A 21,858-nucleotide genomic window follows, 5' to 3' on the forward strand; every position below is an offset into this window, starting at 1 on the left:
CGGAGAAAGGCATGCAATTCGACAAGCGCGCCTGGCTCGACAAGGCCAAACAGATGTTCGCGGGCTTCGACCGCCCGCTCGCGCTGATCGTGTTCCTGCTGCTCTGCGTGGGCATCGTCACGCTCTACAGCGCGAGCATCGACATGCCCGGACGCGTCGAGGACCAGCTTCGCAACATCATGCTGACGTTCGTGCTGATGTGGATCATCGCGAACATCCCGCCGCAGACGCTGATGCGCTTCGCGGTGCCGCTCTACTCGTTCGGCATCGCGCTGCTGGTGGCCGTCGCGCTGTTCGGGATGACCAAGAAGGGCGCGAAACGCTGGCTCAACATCGGCGTCGTGATCCAGCCGTCGGAGATCCTCAAGATCGCCACGCCGCTGATGCTCGCCTGGTACTACCAGCGCCGCGAGGGCGGGATCCGCTGGTACGACTATCTGGTCGCGTTCGGCATCCTGCTGCTGCCGGTCGGCCTGATCGCCAAGCAGCCCGACCTCGGCACCGCCGTGCTGGTGCTGGCGGCCGGCCTGTTCGTGATCTACCTGGCCGGGCTGTCGTTCAAGCTGATCGTGCCGGTGCTCGTCGCCGGCGTGATCGCCGTGGTCGCGATCGCCACCTTCGAGGACAAGATCTGCCAGCCGCAGGTGGTCTGGCCGCTGATGCACGACTACCAGAAACACCGCGTCTGCACCCTGCTCGATCCCACCACCGATCCGCTCGGCAAGGGCTTCCACACGATCCAGGCGGTGATCGCGATCGGCTCGGGCGGGCCATTCGGCAAGGGCTATTTGAAGGGCACGCAGGCCCACCTCGAATTCATCCCCGAGAAGCACACCGACTTCATCTTCGCGGTGTACTCCGAGGAATTCGGGCTCGCGGGCGGCCTCGTGCTGCTCACGCTCTACATGGCGCTGATCACGCGCGGGCTGATCATCGCCGCGCAGGGCTCGACGCTGTTCGGGCGCCTGCTGGCCGGCTCGCTGTCGCTCGGCTTCTTCACCTATGCGTTCGTCAACGTCGGGATGGTCAGCGGCGTGCTGCCGGTGGTGGGCGTGCCGCTGCCGTTCATGAGCTACGGCGGCACCGCGCTGATCACGCTCGGCGTCGCGACCGGCCTGATCATGAGCGTCGGGCGGCAGAAGCGGCTGATGAAGTCGTAGCGGGCCGGCCCCGCCGCTGTGGCTGCCGCCGTCGATGTGCAGGATGCCCGCGTGAGCGGGCATTTTTCATTGAGGCGGCGGGTTGGCCGATTGGCGAGGCAGCCGGTTCGCGGGGGCGATCGGTTCGCAGGCGGCCGGTTCGTCGAGCGGCGTGCCCGGTGGCCGCGAGGGTTCTTCGGCCCGGTCCGGCCGCTCCCGTCCCGGCGTCGGCGATGCCGCCCAATGCCACGCGGCGGGCACCGCGAGCCGGGTTCGACGCATGACGCGTGGCAACCGGATCGCACCACGGGGCGGCCGCTCGTGCACCGGGGCCGCCGCGACGGCGCAGCGATCTAGCCGCGGCGCCGCGCGTTCACTGCGAGGCCGGTTGCGAGGCCGATTGCGAGGCCGGCTGCGCGGCCGACGCCTGCGAAGCGGCCGCCGCCACCTGCGCGCGCAGGATCCCGCTGAGCTCCTGGTACTTCAGCGCGGCTACCTCGTCGCCCTGCGTCGCGGCCGCCGCGTAATAGGCGCGCGCGATGTTCAGGTTCACCGTGACGCCGTCGCCGCCGCGCTCGTAGAACGATGCGGTCACGTATTGCGCGACCGGCTCGCCGGCGTCGGCCGCCTTCTGGTACCAGACGAACGCCTCGTGGTTGTCGCGCGGCGTGCCTCGGCCGTCCAGGAACTGGTTGGCGAGCGCGAGTTCGGCCTGCACGCTGCCCTGCCGCGCCGCCTTCAGATACCAGCCGTGCGCCACCGTCGCATCGCGCGCGACGAACTGGCCGTCGTCGTACATCGTCGCGAGCACGTATTGCGCTTGCGTCATGCCGGCCCCGGCCGCCTCGGTCAGCCAGCGCACGCCGTCCGGCACGCTGGCGGCCGTGCCTTCGCCCTTGAGCAGCATCATCGCGTAGTTGAACTGCGCGAGCCGGTCGCCGCGCGCCGCCTCGCGCCGGAAGCCGGCCAGCGCGGCCGGATAGTCGCCCGCGTTGTAGTCCGCGACGGCCGACTCGGTGGTCGCGCGCGAGGCTTTCGGCTTGCCGGCGTGTTTCGTCGGCTTCGCGGCGGGCCGGCTCGCTGCCGCGGCGGCCGGTGCCGAGACCGCGGCATCGGCCGCCTGCGCCGGCCCGCTCGCCGCGAACCACGCGAGCGCCACGCCGAGCGCGAGCACGCCGCCGACGCGCCGACGCGCGGGCATTTCCTGCATGGCGCGCCGCGCCCGCATCCGTAAGCCGTTCATGTCCATTCCTCCTGCGTCACGCGCGGACCGCCGCGCGTCGGATCCCGCGCGACCCGCGCGCGCGCGATCCGATGTTTCGCCGCGCGGGCGGCGAAGTCGTTGTTGTAATCGGGGGAAGGCGTGAGCGACGCGAGGCGGCTGCCGGCTCCCGAGCGGGTGGCGGCGCGCGGCGGCGAGCGACCGGATCGGCCCGCGGCACCACGCGCGCGACGATCATACAGCGGCCAGAAATGTGCTGCCGGGCGCTGACGCGGCGCGGGAAACGGCCGGGCGAAGCGGTCGAGTCGGTGGGGAAAGAAAGCGGGCAACGGCGCCGCGGGCAAGACGCTCGCGAGCGCGGCGGCGAACAGGAACGACGAAGAAAAATCGGAGAAAACCGGAGCAAGCGGCCAGCGTGGCGAGCACGGCACGCCGCGCATCAGCGACGCACGCGCCGGACAGCCGGATCGATTGCGTCGAACGACGTCGGCCGGCTATCGGCAGGCAGAGCCGCCACGAGCGGATAAATGCACCCTGCGCGCACCAACGCAGCCGGCGCGCGCCCGCGCAACCGCCGCTCAGCGGCCCGGCTCGCGCTCCACGTCGGCCCAGCAGTTCGGCGTTTCATAGAGCCGCACGCGCTCGAGGCGCAGGTTCACGCCGTAGTGCGCGTCGTAGACGTCCGCGAGGATGTCGAACGCGATCGCCGCGAGGTTCTCGACGGTGGGGATCCGGTCGAGCACGACCGTCTTGTGGTCGGCCATCTTCTCGAGGAACGAGCGCACCACCTCGTCGCGCGCGTAGACGAGGAACGCGTGGTCCCACTTGCCGACCAGATGCTCCATCGCGAGCGACTTCACGTCGGCGAAATCCATCACCATGCCTCGGTCCGGTGCGCCCTCGACGTCGACGAGGTCGCCGCGCAGCGTGATTTCGAGCACGTAGCGATGGCCATGCAGGTTGCGGCACTGGCTGCGGTGGTCGGGGATGCGGTGCCCCGCGTCGAATTCGAGTTTTCGGGTAATCAGCACGATGAGTGAAGCTCGCGGCTCAGGGAATGTTCAGGTATTTGTGGGTCTGCATCGACAGCCGCCATTGCGGATGGCGCTTGCACCAGTCGATCGCGAGCTTCGTATTGATGTCGCGCGAGGGGCCGTCCATCGGCTGCACGAGGAAGTACTCGAAATCGAGCTGCGCGTACTCGGCGAGGCGCTGGTTGTCCTGCGGGATCACGACCTTCAGCTCGTGCCCGCGGGTCACCACCAGCGGCGCGTCGGCCTTCGGGCTCACGCAGATCCAATCGATCGTGTCGAGCACCGGCAGCGAGCCGTTGGTCTCGATCGCGATCTCGAAGCCGCGTGCATGCAGCGCGTCGACGAGCGGCTGGTCGAGCTGCAGCATCGGCTCGCCGCCCGTGCAGACCACGAAGCGGTGCGCCTCGCCCGCCGGCCACAGCGCCGCGACCTGGTCGGCGAGCAGTTCGGGCGTCTTGAACTTGCCGCCGTTCTCGCCATCGGTGCCGACGAAGTCGGTGTCGCAGAACCGGCAGACGGCGCTGTCGCGGTCGGCCTCGCGGCCGGTCCACAGATTGCAGCCGGCGAACCGGCAGAACACGGCCGGGCGCCCGGCGTTCGCGCCCTCGCCCTGCAACGTGTAGAAGATTTCCTTGACCGTGTACGTCATCGCTCGTGCGGCGGCTCGATGCCGCCCGTTCCATTGGTGCGCGGGATGCCCGCGCGACTGACTGATGCCCGGCTGGCCGGGCGCGATCCGCGACCCGCGCGGGAGCCGCCCGGACGACGCCGCTTCGGACGGCATCTCAGGCCGGCGCCTCGCTCACCTGTTCGCCGTTGCGGTATGCCTCGTAGCCGCGCCGGCGCAGCTTGCAGGCCGGGCATGCGCCGCAGCCGAAGCCCCAGTCGTGCAGCTCGGCGCGCTCGCCCACGTAGCAGGTATGCGTCTCGACGCGCACCAGCTCGACCAGCGCGGCGCCGCCCAGCTGCTCGGCGAGCCGCCAGGTGTCGGCCTTGTCGAGCCACATCAGCGGCGTCTCGAGCACCACGCGCGTGTCCATGCCGAGATTGAGCGCGACCTGCAGCGCCTTCATGGTGTCGTCGCGGCAGTCGGGATAGCCGGAGAAATCGGTCTCGCACATGCCGCCCACCAGCACCTTGAGCCCGCGCCGGTAGGCCACGGCCGCCGCGATCGTCATGAACAGCAGGTTGCGGCCCGGTACGAACGTGTTCGGCAGCCCGTTGTCGGCCATCTCGATCTCGATCGAGCGCGTCATCGCGGTATCGCTGATCGCGCCGAGCACCGACAGGTCGATCATGTGATCGTCGCCGAGCCGGCCGGCCCACTGCGCAAACCGCGTGCGCAGCGCTTCGCGGACGCCTTCGCGGCACTCCAGCTCGACGCGATGCCGCTGGCCGTAGTCGAAGCCGAGCGTCTCGACGGTCTGGTAGCGTTCGAGCGCCCAGGCAACGCAGGTCGCCGAATCCTGGCCGCCGGAAAACAGCACGAGCGCGCCGCCCTTAGCGTCTGTCCGAATCACCGTGTACTCCGTGTATCAAGAGGCCCGCGTCGCGCGATGCCGGAGGCGCCGCCAGCATGGCCGACGCCGCGTGAGCGGAGTATGCGGCGGCTCGGCGCCAAACAAAAAAGGACTTGCGGCGCCGGAAAGCTGCGTCCTCAAGTCCTTCAAGTCTTTGAGTCGGCAGGGATTTTATCATGCGGCCCGCGCCTGCGCCCGGTGAGGCCGCGCGTGGCGCGGCCTGCTGCGCATCGACTCGCGCAAGGAACCCGCGCGCCCGCTTGCCGTTCCGGAAAAAGGAAAAGGTCCAAAAGCCGCGAAGCCTTTGGACCTTTGAATACTTGGTGGCCTGGGTCGGAATCGAACCAACGACACGCGGATTTTCAATCCGCTGCTCTACCAACTGAGCTACCGGGCCAACGAAGAAGTGAGATTATAGTGAGCTCCCCAATGGAGAGCAAGCCCTTTTCCAGAAAATTTCAAAGACCGCCTTCGGGCACCTTCTTGCCGAGCTCGACGCCGAGTTGCTTGAGCTTGCGATAAAGGTGCGTGCGTTCGAGCCCGGTCTTCTCCGCCACGCGCGTCATGCTGCCGTTCTCGCGCGCGAGGTGGTACTCGAAGTAGGCGCGCTCGAACGCGTCGCGCGCCTCGCGCAGCGGGATGTCGAACGGAATCGCGGCCGCCTGCCCCGCGAGCCCGACTGGCACGCCCACCTCCTCGCCGAGCGACGGCAGCGCGGCCGCCGAGGCGACCGGCACCGGGCCGGCGGCCGGCTTCGCGGCCGGATGCTGCAGCACCGGCGCCGCGCCGCGCGCGAGCCCGTGCTCCACCGATTTCAGGAGCTTCTGCAACGCGATCGGCTTCTCGAGAAAATCGAGCGCGCCGATCTTGGTCGCCTCGACCGCCGTGTCGATCGTCGCGTGGCCCGACATCATGATCACCGGCATCGTCAGTTGTCCGTGGCTCGCCCACTCCTTCAACAACGTGACGCCGTCGGTATCGGGCATCCAGATATCGAGCAGCACGAGGTCGGGCGCGTGACGCTGGCGATACTCGCGCGCAGCCTGCGCGTTTTCCGCCACCTCGACGACATGTCCTTCGTCGGCGAGGATTTCCGAGAGCAATTCCCGGATGCCCATTTCATCATCTACCACCAGGATGGTTGCCATTTACGCTGCCCTTGTCTGCACTGTTGCTTTTGTCTTGGCGGGTGCCGTTCCGCTGTTCGCTCCGCCTTCGGAGCCCGTCGTGTCGTCGGCGAGTTGCAGGAACAGGATCGACACCTGCGCCCCCTCGACGACTTCGCCCTGCATCCGGTTGCGCAGATCGATCCGCGCACCGTGTTCATCCACGATCTTCTTCACCGTCGCGAGGCCGAGCCCGGTGCCTTTCGCCTTGGTCGTCACGTAAGGCTCGAACGCGCGCGTGAGGATCCGCGCCGGGAAGCCGGGCCCGTTGTCGGACACGGTCAGCCGCACCGCGATGCGCTTCGTGCCGTTCGCATCGGGGTCGCCATATTCTACTGCCCTCGTTTCGAGCGACACACGGGGCTGCGCGACCTCGTTCACCGAATCCTGCGCGTTCTGCAGCAGGTTGTGGATCACCTGGCGCAGTTGCGTGGCGTCGCCGCGGATCACCGGCAGCGGCCCCTGCTCGACCACGATCATGTTCTTGCCTTCGCCCACACCGTACAGCGTCAGCACCTCGCTGACGAGATCGTTCAGCTGCAGGTTGCCGAGCACCGCCGGCGGGGTGCGCGCATATTCGCGGAAATCGTCGACCATGCGCTTCATCGCCGCCACCTGATTGACGATGGTGGTCGCACCGCGCTTGAGCACCTCGGCATCGGGCGCGGCCAGCTTGTCGGCCAGCTTCATCTGCAGCCGCTCGGCCGACAGCTGGATCGGCGTGAGCGGATTCTTGATCTCGTGCGCGAGGCGCCGCGCGACTTCACCCCATGCCACCGAGCGCTGCGCCGAGATCACGTCGGAGATGTCGTCGAACACCACCACGTAGCCCGAAGTCTGCGGGTCGTCGGCCTCGCCGGCCACCGATGACGCAAGACGCGTGCCGCGCACCAGCAGCGTGAGCGGATCGGTTTCGCCCGGCACCACCACCGCGAACTGCTGCTGCCAGTGGCCGCGATCCGCGACGCCGCCCTGGCCCGCCGCCTCGCGGTCGGCGAACGCCTTCCTCACCATCGCGCCGAATTCGGCCACCACCACGATGTGGTCGAGCGCGGTGCCGATCTGCGCCTGGAACGGCTGGCGGAAGATCCGCTCGGCGCCGCGGTTCGCGATGGTCAGCCGGAACTGCCGGTCGAGCACGAACACGCCAGCCGTCAGGTTCGCGAGGATGCTTTCGAGATAAGTTTTCGAATGTTCGAGCGCGACGCGGTTGCGCTCCACGGCGAGCCGCGCCTCGGAGAGCTGCCGCGTCATCGCGTTGAACGACTGCGTGAGGAAGCCGAGCTCGTCGCGCGTCTTCAGCTCGCGCTTGGGCGTGTAGTCGCCCTCGGCCACTTCCTTGGTGCCCTGCGCGAGCAGGAACAGCGGCCGCGCGAGCTGGTTGCCGAGCGCGAGCGCGATCATCATCGCGATGAAGGTGGCGAGGAACAGCGCGAGCGTCAGCGTGCCGATGTACATCTTGCGCAGCCCGCTGCGGCCGAGCGACTTCTCCTGGTACTCGCGATAGGCGCGCTGCACGGCGTCGGCGTTGCGCGCGAGCGTGGGCGAGACCGGCTGGGTCAGCTGCAGGTAGCGCTCGACCGGCTGCAGCAGCGCCGTCGACGAATCGGGGATGCGCTGCACCACGCGCAGCCGCAGCGCGCCCTTCGATCCGCGCGCGCGCGGATCGCCGTCCACCTCACCCTCGATCGCCGCGTAGCCGCCGTGCTCGCGCGCCTGGCCGAGCATCAGCGAGGTGGGCATGTCGTCGGGGATCAGCGCGGCAAAGTTGCCCGAGGCCTGCGCCACGATATGCAGGTCCGGCGCCGCGCCCGAGCCGGTGTGGCCCGGCTCGACGATGGTCGCGTCCTGCACGCCGAACTGGTCGCGCAGCCGCAGCAGCGTGAGCGTCGTGCCGTTGGTGGTGGCGTCGGCGCTGGCGAGCTGCTCGGACATCAGCCGCGCCTTGTTCTGCAGGTCCGACAGCGACGCGTCGAGCATCCCGCGGCCGAGGTTGAGGCCCGCCGTCAGCGCGGTCTCGACGTTGACGTCGAACCACGACTCGATGCTGCGCGAGACGAACTGGTACGAGACGATGTAGATGATCCCGCCCGGCACCACGCCGACCAGCGCGAAGAACACGGCGAGCTTGGCCAGCAGGCGCGTGCCGAACTTGCCGCGCCGCAGCCGCACGAAGATCATCCCGACCAGCGCCAGCACCACCAGCAGGAACACCAGCGCGACCAGGATGTTGGCCGTGTAGAGCCAGGAGTAGTAGCGGTCGAAGAACTCGGTGTTGGCGCTCGCGGCCGCGAGCAGCACCAGCAGCAGCAGCGCCGTGATCGCCACCGTGAGGACGATCACGCGGACGATCAGGCTTCTGCCGAACACGAGGCGGCGCAGGCTATTTCGCACGATCGGCCACCGTAAACGTGAAGCGCTTCCAGTCGGACAGCAGGCTCCAGTCGCGGTTGTTCACCGCGTCGACCTGGAACGGCTTGGGCATCAGTGCCGTGTCGAGCTGCATGCGCACCGACGCCGTGTAGGTTTCGCCCGCCTGCACCTGGCTGCGGTCGATCACATGCCACGAGGTGACGTGCTGGACCACCGCGAGCGCCTCCTTGAGCGTCGGGAAGCCGAGCTGGAGCCCGCCCGTGGAGACGCGGTACTCGCGCGTGAGCGGCTGGAACGACAGGCGGATGGTCTGCGACACCGACACCGGCTGCTCGTCGAACCAGTACCAGCGCGCGCGGCTCAGCTCGAAGTCGGTCGTGAAGTAGAGCGGGATGCCCTTGTTGACGGCGTCCTCGAGGTTGGCGTTCAGCTCGAACTCGAAGCGCGCGTCGAGCGCCCAGCCGCTGCCGTCCGACTGCAGCGAGGCGCGCTGCACGTTGACCGGTTCGGCATGGACGGGCGCGGCGGCGCCGAGGCACAGCGTGATCGCGACCAGCAGCGCGGCCGCGAACCGAAGTGGAAGGAGGCGAGAGATCGTCACCGTTTCTGAAAGCGCGCGTAGAAGAATCCGTCGTGATCGGCCTGCCGCGCGGCCTCGTCGTGGCCGGCATCCGGCAGCCGGCCCGCGGCGGCCCGCGGCAGCAGTTGCCCGGGCGCGTCCAATCGTACCGCATCTTGAACCGCGCCTTCAAACCAGCGCGCCTGCGCCTCGCCCTCCTCGGGGAAGATCGAGCAGGTCACGTAGAGCAGCTCGCCGCCCGGCTTCAAGAGCGGCCAGAGGGCCTGCAGGATGCGGCGCTGCTCGGCGACCAGCGCCGCGATGTCGGTCTCGCGGCGCAGCCAGCGGATGTCGGGATGACGCCGCACGATGCCCGAGGCCGAGCACGGCACGTCGGCGAGGATCCGGTCGAACGGCCGGCCGTCGTGCCACGCGTCGGGCGCGCCGGCGTCGCCCACGCGCACCTCGGCGGCCAGCTTCAGGCGCGCCAGGTTCTCGCCGATGCGCGTGGCGCGCGACGCGTCGCTCTCGAGCGCGATCACCTCGACGTCGGCCAGTTCGAGCAGATGCCCGGTCTTGCCGCCCGGCGCCGCGCAGGCGTCGAGCACGCGCATGCCGTCGGTCGCGCCGAGCCACTCGGCCGCGAGCTGCGCGCCGGCGTCCTGCACCGACACCACGCCGTCGGCGAAGCCGGGAATCCGGTCGACCGGCAGCGGCGCCGCGAGCCGCACCGCATGGCGGCCGGCCGCGGCCGCCTCGATGCCGTGTTCGCGCAGCGTCGCGAGACAGGCCTCGACGCTCGTGTGCCGCGCGTTCACGCGCAGCGTCAGCGGGCCGGCCACGTCGCCGGCCGCGAGGATCGACTGCCAGGCCTCGGGCCACGCGCGCTCGACCGCCTCGATCCACCACGGCCGGTAGTTCCAGCGCGCGACGCGATCGGTCCGCGCCTGCGCGACGAGCGTCTCGCGCTCGCGCACGAAACGGCGCAGCACCGCGTTGACGAGCCCCTTCGCGAACGCGAACTCGCGCCGCGCGCCGATCGCCGTCACCGCCTGATCGACCACCGTGAACGGCGTGTAGGCCGCCTCGGCTGCGTCGTCGACGAGCAGCGCGAACGCGCAGGCCAGCAGCGCGCGCACGTGCTCGGGCGGCGCCTTGCTGACCAGCGTGCCGATCAGCCAGTCGCTGGTGCCGAGCCGGCGCATGGTGCGGTACGCGATGTCCTGGATCGCGCCGCGCGACGTCGACTGCGCGGCGGCCGGCTGCGCGGCCTGCACCGCCGCGAGCGCGGCGGGCAGCGCGGTGCCGTGCGCGACGGCCGTGATCGCGCGCGCCGCGCCGTCGAGCGCAAAGCCGAGCGAATCGGGCGACAGGTGCAACGGCGCCAGGCGCGGCCCGCGCGAGGCGGGCGCGCCGGATGCGGCGGCCGGCGTCGCCGGCTTCGGCTGGCGGGAACGGGACGGGCGGGCAGGACGAGGCTGGGTCATCGGATACGGGAGCGAGCGCGCCGGCACGGCGCGGGCCGCGCTCCGGGCGAGCACGGCATCAAACCAGGGATTGTAGCGCGCCGGGCGTCCCGCTCCGGCCGGAAAAACCGCGCCCCGCGACGCGCCGCATGTCGCCCCGTGCTTCGAACCGACGCGGCGGCCGGCGGGCTCGCTGCGCCAACGGCAATGACAATGACGACGGCCCGGCGGCACGCCATGCGCCGCCGGGCCGTCCGGATGCCGCTTGTGTCGCTGCCGGCACCGCCGGGCCGCGAACCGCCGGGCGGCGCCGGTGCCTCGATCGAAGCGGCCTGCGCCTCAGTCGAAGCGGCCGGTGCGCGCCATTTCCATCAGGCGCGCGATGCGCTCCTCGGTGGCCGGGTGCGTCGAGAACAGGTTCTGGATGCTGCCGCCCGAGAGCGGGTTCATGATCATCATCTGCGCCGTGGCCGGATGCGCCTCGGCGGTCTGGAACGGGATGCCCGACGCGTAGCGATGGATCTTGTCGAGCGCCGTCGCAAGCGCCTGCGGGTCGCCCGAGATCTGCGCGCCGCCGCGGTCCGCCTCGAACTCGCGGGCGCGCGAGATCGCCATCTGGATCAGCGCGCCGGCGATCGGCGCGAGCAGCGCCACCGCGATGCCGGCGATCGGGTTGGTCGGGCGGCCGTTCTCGTCGCGCCCGCCGAAGAACATCGCGAAGTTCGCGAGCGCCGAGATCGCGCCGGCCATGGTCGCCGAGATCGTCGAGATCAGGATGTCGCGGTGCTTCACGTGCGCGAGTTCGTGGGCCATCACGCCGCGCATCTCGCGCTCGGACAGCACGCGCAGGATGCCGGTGGTGGCCGCCACCGCCGCGTGCTCGGGATCGCGCCCGGTCGCGAACGCGTTCGGCGCCGCCTCGTCGATCAGGTAGACGCGCGGCATCGGCAGGTTCGCGCGCGTGGCCAGCTCGCGCACCATCCGGTAGAACTGCGGCGCCGTGGCCTCGTCCACTTCCTGCGCGTTGTACATGCGCAGGACCATCTTGTCCGAGAACCAGTACGAGAAGAAATTCATGCCCAGCGCGATCAGCAGCGCGATCACCATGCCGCGCGACCCGCCGATCATCCCGCCGATCACGATGAAGAGGGCCGTGATCGCGGCCATCAGCGCTGCCGTCTTGACCCAGTTGAACATAGTCGACTCCTTGATCGAAACCACACTCGGCGGCATCCGTGGCGCGCCGTCGAGCGATTGTAAGCGATTCGTTAGATAGGGATGCGCGCGGAAAATTCAATATCTCGAAATTAGCCCGCGCATTACCGGTGTAATCAACGCTGGGTCGCGGCGGCGAGGCGCAGCCCGAGGCCCACGAACGCGCTGCCCACCAGGCGGTCGAGCCATTTCTTCACGGCCGCGTTGCCGCCGAGGCGGCGCGTGAGGCTGCCCGCGGCCCAGGCGACGAGCGCACTCCAGGCCAGCCCCTGCAGCACGAACACGCCGCCCAGCGCGAGGAACGCGAGCGTCTTGTGGGCACTGTCCGCGGTGACGAACTGCGGGAAGAACGACACGAAGAACAGCACCACCTTCGGATTGAGCAGGTTGGTGGTGACGCCCTGCACGAACAGCTGGCGCAGCGGCCGCGCGGGGCCGGATTGCGCGGCCGCCCGCGTCACTGCGGCCGCGCCAGCCGCGGCGGGCTTCGTGAACGCGAGCTTCACGCCGAGATAGATCAGATACGCGGCGCCCGCGAACTTGATCACCGTGAACGCGGCCGGCGACGCCGCGATCAGCGCGGTCAGCCCGAACGCGCAGGCGAGCGAGTGGACGCCGCAGCCGGTCGCGATGCCGGCCGCCGAGACGAGTCCGGCGCCGCGGCCCTGCGCGACGCTGCGGCCGATGATGTACGCGGTGTCGGGGCCGGGCGTGACGTTCAACAGGAACACGGCCAGCACGAAGAAACCGAAATGGGTGATGCCGAGCATGGGGACGCCTGCAACCGCGTGAATGACGTTCGCATTCTACGCGGGTCGCCGGACGGGTGAACGGGGGTGAACGGGGGTGGATGGCGTGGGCGCATGCCGGTCGCGCGGCGCGGGGAGGGACGCGAAGCCGGGTTCGAATCGTGATGCGCATCGAAGCCCGGATCGGAATGCTGATCGGAACGCGAATCACGACGCCGTTCGAGAAGCGAGCCGCCATGCAGGCCAGGATGCGGACCGTGCCAGCGGCGCGCGCGGCAAGAGTAACGACCAGCGGCAACCGCCGCGCAACCGCCACCGCCCGGCGATACTCAGCCCGCCTCGGGCAGCGCGAAACGCTGGCCGGCCGCGAGCGGCGCGCCGGCGAGAAACTCGCGCGCGGGCAGGCGCTTGCCGCCCGGCTTCTGCAGTTGCGTGACGCGCAGCGCACCGTCGCCGCAGGCGATCACGACACCGTCGGCGCCGGCCTCGACGATCGTGCCCGGCTCGGCCGCGCCGCGCGCGGCGACGGGCTCGGCCGCCCACAGCTTGATCACCGTGCCGTCGAGCGTGCCGGCACCGCCCGGGAACGGATCGAACGCGCGAATCCGGCGCGCGAGCACGGCGGCCCGCTCGCGCCAGTCGAGCGCCGCCTCGTGCTTGCCGATCTTCCCGGCATAGGTGATGCCGTCGGCCGGCTGCGGCGTCGCGGCCAGCGCGCCGTCGCGTTCGAGCTGCACGAGCGCCTCGACGATCAGCCGCGCACCGGTTTCCGCGAGCTTGTCGTGCAGCGACGCGGTGGTCTCGTCGGCCGCGATCGCGACACGCCCTTCGGACAGCATCGCGCCGGTGTCGAGCCCGACGTCCATCTGCATCAGCGTGACGCCCGTCTGCGCGTCGCCGGCCTCGATCGCGCGATGGATCGGCGCCGCACCGCGCCAGCGCGGCAGCAGCGACGCGTGGATGTTGATGCAGCCGTGCGGCGGGATCTCGAGCACTTCCTGCGGCAGCAGCAGCCCGTAGGCGGCCACCACCATCACGTCGTGCGGCGTCGCGCGCAGCGTGTCGAGCGCCTCGGCGGCCTCGGCCGGGTACTTGCCGGCGCGGCGCAGCGACGGCGGCTGCGCGACCGGCATGCCGTGCTCGAGCGCGTAGCGCTTGACCGCGCTCGCCTGCAGTTTCATGCCGCGGCCGGCCGGCCGGTCGGGCTGGGTCAGCACCAGCGGCACCGAGAAGCCGGCTTCGTGGATCGCGGCGAGCGCCGCGGCGGCGAATTCCGGCGTACCGGCGAAGATGACGCGCAACGAATGAGTCATGGAGGATCGGTCAGTCACGCGCGTCACATCGCGCGTTCGAGTTTCTTCATCTTGGACTTGATGCGGTTCTGCTTGAGCGGCGACAGGTATTGCACGAACACGCGGCCGAGCAGGTGATCCATCTCGTGCTGCACGCAGACGGCCAGCAGGCCCTCGCAGTCGAGTTCGAACGGCTGGCCCTGCGCGTCGAGCGCGCGCACGCGCACGTGATCGGGCCGCTCGACCTCGTCATAGACGCCCGGCACCGACAGGCAGCCTTCCTCGTAGATCTGCCTGCCGTCGCTCGACCAGACGATCTCGGGGTTGATGAACACGCGCAGTTCGTTCTTGTCCTCGGACGTGTCGATCACGATCACGCGCTCGTGAACGTCGACCTGGGTCGCCGCGAGGCCGATGCCGGGCGCCGCGTACATGGTCTCGGCCATGTCGGCGACGAGCTTGCGGATCCGGTCGTCGACGGCCGCCACGGGCTTGGCCACCTTGTGCAGCCGTTTGTCGGGGTAATGCAGGATGTTCAGAAGCGCCATGATGTTCGATTCGGAAAGCGGTTGATGCGGCCTTGCGTGCTGGCCGGATCGGCCATCCGGCCGACTGGCCGGGCCGTCGCGGGATCCGGAAGATGAAGCCGGAGTCGCGCGGAATCCGCCGCGCAGCCCAACGCCGCGGGCTCGTGCGCGCGACCGTTCGTTTTATTTCGGATGATGAAAATTCTAGCATGGCAGCTTTCGGGCCGCTGGCGGCGCGTCGGGCGGCGCCGATGAGCGAGGCGCCGCTCACGCGCGAGGCCCTGGTCGCCTGGCTGCATCTGGCCGCCGTACCCGGCCTGCCGGCGGCGGCCCGCGAAGCGCTGCTGCGCGCCTTCGATTCGATCGAGGCGCTCGTCGGCGCCGATCACGCGACGCTCGCGGGCCTGGCCGGCGAGGCGGCCGCGCGCGCGGTCCACGCGCCGCGCGCCGCCGCGCTCGACGCCGAAGCGGACGCCGTGCATGACTGGCTCGCGAAGCCCGGCCACCGGCTCGTCACGCGCCACGACGCCGGCTATCCGCCGCGTTTCGCGGCGCTCTACGACCCGCCGCCGCTGCTATATGTAAAGGGCGACGCGGCGCGGCTCCACCGGCGCGCGGTGGCGATCGTCGGCAGCCGGCTCGCCACGCCGCAGGGCCGCGCCGACGCGACCTGGTTCGCGCGGGCGCTCGCCGCGGCCGGGCTCGTCGTGGTCTCGGGGCTCGCGCGCGGCATCGATGCCGCCGCGCATCGCGGCGCGCTCGACAGCGCGGCGGGCACCATCGCGATCGTCGGCACCGGCGTCGATCGCGTCTATCCGGCCGCGCACCACCTGCTCGCCGAGGCGATCGCGCAGCATGGCGCCGTGCTGTCCGAATGGCCGCTCGGCACGCCGGCGCGCGCCGCGAACTTCCCGCAGCGCAACCGCCTGATCGCCGCGCTCTGCGACGGCGTGCTCGTGGTCGAGGCCGCGCCGCGCTCGGGTTCGCTGATCACCGCGCGCGCGGCCAACGACATCGGCCGCGACGTGTTCGCGCTGCCGGGCTCGATCCACGCGCCGCTCGCGCGCGGCTGCCATGCGCTGATCCGCGACGGCGCGAAGCTCGTCGAAACACCGGCCGACGTGCTCGAGGAGTTCGGCATCACCGTGCGGGACGCGATCCGGCAGGCGGCGGCCGCGGCGGGCCCGGACACGCATTTTCGCGCCGCCGCCATCGCCGCGGCGGATTCGCGGCAGGCCGCGCCCACGCGTGCCGCCGGCGGGCGGGCGCCGCGCGAAAAAACAGCGCCGAACGAGCGTGACGTCATGCGGCCGACCGGACACGTCGCTCCCGACTCCCCCGGCACCGAACCGCTGCCGCCCGACGCGCTCGCGCTGCTCGACGCGCTCGGCCACGGCCCGGTGCCGGCCGATCTGCTGGCCTCGCGGGCCGGCCTGGCCGCCGACGCGCTGCCGCACCTGCTGCTGCGGCTCGAGCTGGCCGGCCGCGTCGCCAGCCTGCCCGGCGACCGCTACCAGCGGCTTGATCCGCCCCCGTCCGGCGTTTCGGCCGCCGTGCTACATTCCGGCGACAAGGCGCAGCCCGCGCCGCCGTCATCAAGCAAGGAATCGTCATGCCCGCGCTGAATCTCGATACCGACGCAGATCGGATCGCCGAGCGCCTTCGGGACCCGGACGCGCTGCTCGTCGCCTGCCTGTGCGCCGAATGGTGCGGCACCTGCCGCGACTACGCCGAGGTCTTCGAACGGCTCGCGGCCGCGCATCCGGGCGCCTGCTTCGTCTGGATCGACATCGAAACCCACGCCGACCGCCTCGACGAGTTCGACGTCGAGAATTTTCCGACACTCCTGATCGAGGACGCCAACGCCGTGCGCTTCTTCGGCACGGTGCTGCCGCACGGCGGTATCGTCGAGCGGATGCTCGCGGATCTCACGGCGATTCCCGGCGTCACCCACGCGCCGAAGCTGCGCAACCTGCTCGACGTCGCCGTCTGAGCGTCATTCGGGCAGCCGTCCCGGCCGCGGACCGCGCGGGCCCGGCGAGGCCGCCGGGCGCCCCGGCAGGCACGCGCCGCCTGACAGTTCGGCGGGCTTGCCGGCGCTTCGGCCCCCACTTATGATGACCCGCTTTTTACACGAGCCGGGTGACAGGCCGGCGCCGTGTGCTATAAAGCCGTCGTAAATGGGCCGTCAGGCGGCCCCCGGTCTACCCAACCAACACGAGTCATGTCCAAAGCACTGATCATTGCGGAAAAGCCCTCTGTCGCGAACGACATCGCGCGCGCCCTGGGCGGCTTTACCAAGCATGACGAATACTTCGAAAGCGACGACTACGTCCTGTCGTCCGCGGTCGGCCATTTGCTCGAGATCGCGGCGCCCGAGGAGTACGAGGTCAAGCGCGGCAAGTGGAGCTTCGCGCATCTGCCCGTCATCCCGCCGCATTTTGATCTCAACCCGATCGCAAAAAGCGAATCGCGGCTGAAGGTCCTGAACAAGCTGATCAAGCGCAAGGACGTTGGCCTGCTGATCAACGCATGTGACGCGGGGCGCGAGGGCGAGTTGATTTTCCGCCTGATCGCGCAGCACGCGAAGGCCAAGCAACCGGTCCAGCGCCTGTGGCTGCAGTCGATGACGCCGGCGGCGATCCGCGACGGTTTCGCGAAGCTGCGCACCGACGAGGACATGCAGCCGCTCGCCGACGCGGCGCGCTGCCGCTCGGAAGCGGACTGGCTGGTCGGCATCAACGGCACGCGTGCGATGACCGCGTTCAACAGCAAGGGCGGCGGCTTCTTCCTGACCACCGTCGGCCGGGTGCAGACGCCCACGCTGTCGATCGTCGTCGAGCGCGAGGAGAAGATCCGCCGCTTCGTGCCGCGCGACTACTGGGAAGTGCGCGCCGAATTCGTCTGCGCGGGCGGCGTCTACGAAGGCCGCTGGTACGACCCGAAATTCAAGCGCGACGAGCACGATCCCGAAAAGCGCGACTCGCGGCTCTGGAGCCTGCCGGCCGCCGAGACGATCGTGGCCGCCTGCCGCGGCCAGACCGGCGTGGTCAGCGAGGAATCGAAGCCGTCGACGCAGCTCTCGCCGCTGCTGTACGACCTGACGAGCCTGCAGCGCGAGGCCAACAGCCGCTTCGGCTTCTCGGCCAAGAACACGCTCGGCCTGGCCCAGGCGCTGTATGAAAAGCACAAGGTGCTGACCTACCCGCGTACCGACGCGCGTGCGCTGCCGGAGGACTACCTCGGCACGGTGTCGTCGACGCTCGAGATGCTCAAGGAGAGCAACAACTACCTGCCGCATGCCAAGCAGGTGCTCGACAAGGGCTGGGTGAAGCCGAACAAGCGGATCTTCGACAACACCAAGATCAGCGACCACTTCGCCATCATCCCGACGCTGCAGGCGCCGAAGGCGCTGTCCGAGCCCGAGCAGAAGCTCTACGACATGGTGGTCAAGCGCTTCCTGGCGGTGTTCTTCCCGGCGGCCGAGTACAAGGTCACGACGCGCATCACCGAGGTGGCCGGCCATCACTTCAAGACCGAGGGCAAGGTGCTGGTCGAGCCGGGCTGGCTGCAGGTGTACGGCCGCGACGCCGAGGGCGCCGACGCCAACCTCGTGCCGGTGCAGAAGGACGAGAAGGTCAACACCGACAAGGTCGCCGCGCACGCGCTCGTGACCAAGCCGCCGGCGCGCTACTCGGAAGCGACGCTGCTCTCGGCGATGGAAGGCGCCGGCAAGCTGGTCGAGGACGACGAGCTGCGCGAGGCGATGGCCGCCAAGGGCCTCGGCACGCCGGCCACGCGCGCGGCCATCATCGAAGGGCTGCTCGGCGAGAAATACCTGCTGCGCGAAGGCCGCGAGCTGATCCCGACCGCCAAGGCGTTCCAGCTGATGACGCTGCTGCGCGGGCTCGGCGTGCGCGAGCTGACCGCGCCCGAGCTGACGGGCGAATGGGAATACAAGCTGTCGCAGATGGAGCGCGGCAACCTTCCGCGCGACGCGTTCATGCAGGAAATCGCGCGGATGACGCAGACCATCGTCAAGCGCGCCAAGGAATACGATTCGGACACGATCCCGGGCGACTACGCGACGCTCCAGACGCCGTGCCCGAACTGCGGCGGCCAGGTGAAGGAGAACTACCGCCGCTTCGCCTGCACCAAGTGCGATTTCTCGATCTCGAAGATCCCGGGCAGCCGCCAGTTCGAGATCGCCGAGGTCGAGGAACTGCTGCAAAAGAAGGAAATCGGCCCGCTGTCGGGCTTCCGCAGCAAGATGGGGCGGCCGTTCTCGGCGATCCTCAAGCTGTCGTTCGACGACGAGACGAAGAACTACAAGCTCGAATTCGATTTCGGCCAGGACCAGGGCGGCGAGGACGGCGAGGCGCCCGACTTCTCGGCGCAGGAGCCGGTCGGCGCGTGCCCGAAGTGCCAGGCGCGCGTATTCGAGCACGGCATGAGCTACGTCTGCGAGAACTCGGTGGCGAACCCGAAGACCTGCGACTTCCGCTCCGGCAAGGTGATCCTGCAGCAGGAAATCGCGCGCGAGCAGATGGCGAAGCTGCTGTCCGACGGCCGCACCGACCTGCTGCCGAACTTCAAGTCGTCGCGTACCGGCCGTAACTTCAAGGCGTTCCTCGTCAAGCAGCCGGACGGCAAGATCGGCTTCGAGTTCGAGAAGAAGGAGCCGAAGCCCGGCGCCGCCGCGAAGAAAGCCGCGGCCCGGACGGCCGCGAACGAGGACGGCGCCGCGCCTGAGGCGCAAGAAGGCGCCGTGCCGGCCAAGAAGGTCGCCGCGAAAAAGGCGCCGGCCGCCAGGAAGACACCGGCGGCGAAAAAAGCCCCGGCCGCCAAGAAGACGCCGGCTCGCAAGACCGGCTCGTAAGACACCATTCGGGGTGGCGCCGTGCGGCAACGCGCGGTGCCTTCGCCGCCCCCTCGCCGAGCGTCGGCATGAAAAAAACGCACTGTCCTCACGGGCAGTGCGTTTTTGTTTTGGCGACGGCGAGCGACCCTGGTCCGTCGCCTCGGCCGTTACGGCTTACAGCGGCGTCGGCGCGGTCGCGCGCTGGCGCGTCTTCGGCAGCGGGGCCGGCATCGACGGGCCGGCGGCCGGGCGCGAGGCGTTCGCCGCGCCGGGCGCCGACTCGGACGGCGGCTGCAGGCCGCTGTGCGCGGCCCATTGTTCGCCCAAGGCCGTTTCCGGCGAGTGGCTGAAGTGCTCGACGAGATGGTCGATGAACGTGCGCACCTTGGCCGGCAGGTGGCGGCGGCTCGGGTAGGCGACGTTGATCTCGACCTGCGGCAGGCGGTAGTCGGGCAGCAGGCGCACCAGCTTGCCGCGCGCCGTGTCGCCGCCGATCAGGTAGCTCGGCAGCATCGCGATGCCCATCCCGAGCAGCGCGAACTGGCGCAGCATTTCGGTGTTGTTGGCGACCACCACGTTGGTCGGCCGCACCCGAACCTCGCCGTCCGGCCCCGTGAACACGCGCTCGTCGCCCCAGTATTCGGACGGCAGGCTCAGCGACGGATGCTCCATCAGATGCTCGGGATGGGTCGGCACGCCGTGCTTTTCCAGGTAGGCCGGCGTCGCGCAGACCGTCATGCAGCCCGTGGTCAGGCGCCGCGTGACAATGCTCGCGCTGCGCATCTGCCGCGCGATCACGACCCCGACGTCGAAGCCTTCCTCGACCAGATCGACCTGCCGATCAACCAGGGTCAGGTCGGGAACGACCTTCGGATAGCGCTGGGTGTAGGTCTGCAGCACGGGCGCGAGATTGTGCAGCCCGAATACCACCGGCGCGACGATCCGCAAGGTGCCGACCGGTTCGTGGTTGCGCGCGACCACCATCTGCTCGACGTCCTCGAGTTCATCGAGTATCTGGCGGGCCCGCTCGAGATAGACCTGGCCGGATTCGGTCAGGGAAAGGCTGCGCGTCGTCCGGTTCAGCAGACGGGTGCCGAGCCGGCCTTCGAGATCGGCGACGTGGCGCGTGGCCACCGCGTTCGAGATATCCATCGCACTGGCCGCTCGCGCGAAGCTGCCCAGATCCGCCACCTTGACGAACACTCGCATCGACTGCAGATGATCCATAACCACTCCCGCCGCTGTGCATTACAGCTTCAAAATTGTGTAGCAAATGCGTAATTCTCCTACGACAGCGGATTTGGTGCAGAGTTGCCGCCGAAGGTCGCGAATTTCACAAAAAATGTTCGGCGCGGTGGGGCTTACCATCGGATTTCATCTAACTATTCTGCCGATGGAAACAATAGGCGCCAAACCCGCCGATTCGCGCCTCAATGCCAATGATGGCGACTGTTTCGAGCGAGCCGACGCCGCCGGTCCGGCCCGTAACAAGCTGTTAAAAAGCGATACACCTGCCGGGGCGGCGGCATAAGATCATGACGGCCCGCCGTTCGGGCCGCCGGGTCGCGCACCCGGCGCATCCGTTTTTCCGTGCCGCTCTCGAATACTTCATGAAAATAGCCATCCTCGACGACTATCAGGACGCCGTCCGCAAGCTCACCTGTTTCGAGTTGCTCGCCGATCACGAGGTCAAGGTCTTCAACAACACGGTGCGCGGGCTCGGCCAGCTCGCCAGCCGGCTCACCGAAGTCGAAGCGTTGGTCCTGATCCGCGAACGCACCCACATCACCTCCCAACTGCTGTCAAAACTGCCGCATCTGCGCATGATCAGCCAGACCGGCAAGGCGTCGAGCCATATCGACATGGACGCCTGCACCGAGCGCGGCATCGCCGTGCTGGAAGGCTCCGGCTCGCCCGTCGCGCCGGCCGAACTGACCTGGGCGCTGATCATGGCCGCCCAGCGCCGGATTCCGCAGTACGTCGCCAACCTCAAGCAGGGCGCCTGGCAGCAGTCGGGCCTGAAGACCTCGGCGATGCCGCCGAACTTCGGCCTCGGCCAGGTGCTGCGCGGCCAGACGCTCGGCATCTGGGGCTACGGCAAGATCGGCCAGCTGCTGGCCGGCTACGGCAAGGCGTTCGGCATGAACGTGATGATCTGGGGCCGCGAGCCGTCGCTCGAACGCGCGCGCGCCGACGGCTATCTGGCCGCCGAGAGCCGCGAGGCGTTCTTCGAGCAGGCCGACATCCTGACGCTGCAGCTGCGCCTGAACGACGACACGCGCGGCATCGTCAAGCAGGACGACCTGATGCGGATGAAGCCGACCTCGCTGCTCGTGAACACGAGCCGCGCCGAACTGCTGGAAGAGAGCGCGCTCGTCAACGCGCTGGCCAACAACCGGCCCGGCATGGTCGCCATCGACGTGTTCGAGAGCGAGCCGATCCTGCAGGGCTACAGCCTGCTGCGCATGGAGAACGTGATCTGCACGCCGCACATCGGGTATGTCGAACGTGAGAGCTATGAGCTGTATTTCGGCGCCGCGTTCCGCAACATCCTCGCGTTCGACAGCGGCGACACGACGAGCGTCGCGAATCCGGAAGCGCTGGTCGGCGGGCGCAACCGGCGTTAGGCGCGGGATCGACCCCAGGCGGCCGTATCGGGCGGGGCCGCCGGCGGTCGGTTGCGGCGGCTACCTGCGTGAGACGTGTTCGACGCCACCGCCGCTCGCGACCGGACG

Annotated in this window: 19 protein-coding genes and 1 tRNA gene; 5 read left to right on the forward strand and 15 right to left on the reverse strand. The window is 69.4% G+C overall.

What is annotated here, in order from left to right:
• The first annotated feature begins 11 nt into the window (after positions 1-11).
• Entirely contained in the window at positions 12-1,160 is a 1,149-nt protein-coding gene (gene rodA / locus BpN12_RS32975; protein WP_042626297.1) for a rod shape-determining protein RodA, read from the forward strand.
• Between the two features lie 352 nt (positions 1,161-1,512).
• On the opposite strand, the gene BpN12_RS32980 is transcribed toward rodA, so the two are convergent.
• The 14 genes from BpN12_RS32980 to def form a co-directional block, all read right to left on the reverse strand.
• Positions 1,513-2,382: a tetratricopeptide repeat protein gene (locus BpN12_RS32980; protein WP_246796259.1), complete on the reverse strand. Its 870-nt coding sequence runs from the start codon at positions 2,380-2,382 to the stop codon at positions 1,513-1,515.
• Entirely contained in the window at positions 2,379-2,801 is a 423-nt protein-coding gene (locus BpN12_RS32985; protein WP_246796260.1) for a hypothetical protein, read from the reverse strand. The genes BpN12_RS32980 and BpN12_RS32985 overlap by 4 nt, the downstream gene beginning before the upstream one ends.
• A 138-nt stretch (positions 2,802-2,939) precedes the next feature.
• Positions 2,940-3,392 carry a 6-carboxytetrahydropterin synthase QueD gene (gene queD / locus BpN12_RS32990; RefSeq protein WP_198250843.1) on the reverse strand — a complete coding sequence of 151 codons (453 nt, stop codon included), beginning with the start codon at positions 3,390-3,392 and terminating at the stop codon, positions 2,940-2,942.
• A gap of 19 nt (positions 3,393-3,411) precedes the next feature.
• Positions 3,412-4,044: a 7-carboxy-7-deazaguanine synthase gene (gene queE / locus BpN12_RS32995; protein WP_246796261.1), complete on the reverse strand. Its 633-nt coding sequence runs from the start codon at positions 4,042-4,044 to the stop codon at positions 3,412-3,414.
• 136 nt (positions 4,045-4,180) lie between these two features.
• A complete protein-coding gene (queC, locus tag BpN12_RS33000) occupies positions 4,181-4,915 on the reverse strand; it encodes a 7-cyano-7-deazaguanine synthase QueC (RefSeq protein ID WP_246796262.1) in 735 nt (244 codons plus the stop codon).
• A 321-nt stretch (positions 4,916-5,236) separates the two neighbouring features.
• Positions 5,237-5,312 (reverse strand) — tRNA-Phe (locus BpN12_RS33005).
• A gap of 61 nt (positions 5,313-5,373) precedes the next feature.
• A complete protein-coding gene (esaR, locus tag BpN12_RS33010; RefSeq protein WP_246796263.1) occupies positions 5,374-6,063 on the reverse strand; it encodes a response regulator transcription factor EsaR in 690 nt (229 codons plus the stop codon).
• Positions 6,064-8,463 carry a sensor histidine kinase EsaS gene (gene esaS, locus BpN12_RS33015; RefSeq protein WP_425306386.1) on the reverse strand — a complete coding sequence of 800 codons (2,400 nt, stop codon included), beginning with the start codon at positions 8,461-8,463 and terminating at the stop codon, positions 6,064-6,066. It lies immediately after the preceding gene.
• A gap of 1 nt (position 8,464) precedes the next feature.
• Positions 8,465-9,055, reverse strand: a complete 591-nt coding sequence (locus tag BpN12_RS33020) for a DUF4390 domain-containing protein (RefSeq protein WP_042626304.1) — start codon at positions 9,053-9,055, stop codon at positions 8,465-8,467.
• Positions 9,052-10,500 (reverse strand): 16S rRNA (cytosine(967)-C(5))-methyltransferase RsmB, encoded by a 1,449-nt coding sequence (rsmB, locus tag BpN12_RS33025; protein WP_246796265.1) that lies wholly within the window; start codon positions 10,498-10,500, stop codon positions 9,052-9,054. Before rsmB ends, BpN12_RS33020 begins: the two co-directional genes overlap by 4 nt.
• Positions 10,501-10,818: 318 nt before the next feature.
• Complete coding sequence (htpX, locus tag BpN12_RS33030; RefSeq protein WP_246796266.1) at positions 10,819-11,676, reverse strand: zinc metalloprotease HtpX; 858 nt, start codon at positions 11,674-11,676, stop codon at positions 10,819-10,821.
• A gap of 134 nt (positions 11,677-11,810) precedes the next feature.
• Positions 11,811-12,464 carry a LysE family translocator gene (locus tag BpN12_RS33035; protein WP_246796267.1) on the reverse strand — a complete coding sequence of 218 codons (654 nt, stop codon included), beginning with the start codon at positions 12,462-12,464 and terminating at the stop codon, positions 11,811-11,813.
• 308 nt (positions 12,465-12,772) lie between these two features.
• Complete coding sequence (fmt, locus tag BpN12_RS33040; RefSeq protein ID WP_246796268.1) at positions 12,773-13,756, reverse strand: methionyl-tRNA formyltransferase; 984 nt, start codon at positions 13,754-13,756, stop codon at positions 12,773-12,775.
• A 23-nt stretch (positions 13,757-13,779) separates the two neighbouring features.
• The gene (gene def / locus BpN12_RS33045; RefSeq protein WP_246796269.1) at positions 13,780-14,283 is read right to left on the reverse strand and encodes a peptide deformylase; all 504 of its coding nucleotides are present in this window, start codon (positions 14,281-14,283) and stop codon (positions 13,780-13,782) included.
• A 188-nt stretch (positions 14,284-14,471) separates the two neighbouring features.
• Between def and dprA the strand changes: the two genes are divergently transcribed.
• The 3 genes from dprA (at position 14,472) to BpN12_RS33060 (ending at position 19,141) form a co-directional block, all read left to right on the forward strand.
• The gene (dprA, locus tag BpN12_RS33050) at positions 14,472-15,887 is read left to right on the forward strand and encodes a DNA-processing protein DprA (RefSeq protein ID WP_425306387.1); all 1,416 of its coding nucleotides are present in this window, start codon (positions 14,472-14,474) and stop codon (positions 15,885-15,887) included.
• Entirely contained in the window at positions 15,875-16,255 is a 381-nt protein-coding gene (locus tag BpN12_RS33055; protein WP_246796270.1) for a thioredoxin family protein, read from the forward strand. Before dprA ends, BpN12_RS33055 begins: the two co-directional genes overlap by 13 nt.
• 231 nt (positions 16,256-16,486) lie before the next feature.
• Positions 16,487-19,141: a DNA topoisomerase III gene (locus BpN12_RS33060; protein WP_246796271.1), complete on the forward strand. Its 2,655-nt coding sequence runs from the start codon at positions 16,487-16,489 to the stop codon at positions 19,139-19,141.
• A 156-nt stretch (positions 19,142-19,297) separates the two neighbouring features.
• Here BpN12_RS33060 and BpN12_RS33065 read toward each other — a convergent pair whose 3' ends face one another.
• Positions 19,298-20,350 carry a LysR family transcriptional regulator gene (locus BpN12_RS33065; RefSeq protein ID WP_246796272.1) on the reverse strand — a complete coding sequence of 351 codons (1,053 nt, stop codon included), beginning with the start codon at positions 20,348-20,350 and terminating at the stop codon, positions 19,298-19,300.
• Between the two features lie 383 nt (positions 20,351-20,733).
• Between BpN12_RS33065 and BpN12_RS33070 the strand changes: the two genes are divergently transcribed.
• On the forward strand, positions 20,734-21,750 hold the full coding sequence (locus BpN12_RS33070) for a D-2-hydroxyacid dehydrogenase family protein (RefSeq protein ID WP_246796273.1): 1,017 nt from the start codon (positions 20,734-20,736) through the stop codon (positions 21,748-21,750).
• Positions 21,751-21,858 lie beyond the last annotated feature (108 nt).

The sequence above is a fragment of the Burkholderia perseverans genome, from assembly GCF_022870505.1.
Lineage (GTDB): Bacteria > Pseudomonadota > Gammaproteobacteria > Burkholderiales > Burkholderiaceae > Burkholderia > Burkholderia plantarii.

Coding starts and splice junctions, on each gene's coding strand:
- rodA (WP_042626297.1), top strand. CDS start 12: ATGCAATTCGACAAGCGCGCCTGGCTCGACAAGGCCAAACAGATGTTC.
- dprA (WP_425306387.1), top strand. CDS start 14,472: ATGGCAGCTTTCGGGCCGCTGGCGGCGCGTCGGGCGGCGCCGATGAGC.
- BpN12_RS32980 (WP_246796259.1), bottom strand. CDS start 2,382: ATGAACGGCTTACGGATGCGGGCGCGGCGCGCCATGCAGGAAATGCCC.
- fmt (WP_246796268.1), bottom strand. CDS start 13,756: ATGACTCATTCGTTGCGCGTCATCTTCGCCGGTACGCCGGAATTCGCC.
- BpN12_RS33065 (WP_246796272.1), bottom strand. CDS start 20,350: ATGGATCATCTGCAGTCGATGCGAGTGTTCGTCAAGGTGGCGGATCTG.
- BpN12_RS32985 (WP_246796260.1), bottom strand. CDS start 2,801: ATGCGCGGCGTGCCGTGCTCGCCACGCTGGCCGCTTGCTCCGGTTTTC.
- rsmB (WP_246796265.1), bottom strand. CDS start 10,500: ATGACCCAGCCTCGTCCTGCCCGCCCGTCCCGTTCCCGCCAGCCGAAG.
- esaR (WP_246796263.1), bottom strand. CDS start 6,063: ATGGCAACCATCCTGGTGGTAGATGATGAAATGGGCATCCGGGAATTG.
- htpX (WP_246796266.1), bottom strand. CDS start 11,676: ATGTTCAACTGGGTCAAGACGGCAGCGCTGATGGCCGCGATCACGGCC.
- BpN12_RS33035 (WP_246796267.1), bottom strand. CDS start 12,464: ATGCTCGGCATCACCCATTTCGGTTTCTTCGTGCTGGCCGTGTTCCTG.
- BpN12_RS33055 (WP_246796270.1), top strand. CDS start 15,875: ATGCCCGCGCTGAATCTCGATACCGACGCAGATCGGATCGCCGAGCGC.
- BpN12_RS33070 (WP_246796273.1), top strand. CDS start 20,734: ATGAAAATAGCCATCCTCGACGACTATCAGGACGCCGTCCGCAAGCTC.
- queE (WP_246796261.1), bottom strand. CDS start 4,044: ATGACGTACACGGTCAAGGAAATCTTCTACACGTTGCAGGGCGAGGGC.
- BpN12_RS33060 (WP_246796271.1), top strand. CDS start 16,487: ATGTCCAAAGCACTGATCATTGCGGAAAAGCCCTCTGTCGCGAACGAC.
- def (WP_246796269.1), bottom strand. CDS start 14,283: ATGGCGCTTCTGAACATCCTGCATTACCCCGACAAACGGCTGCACAAG.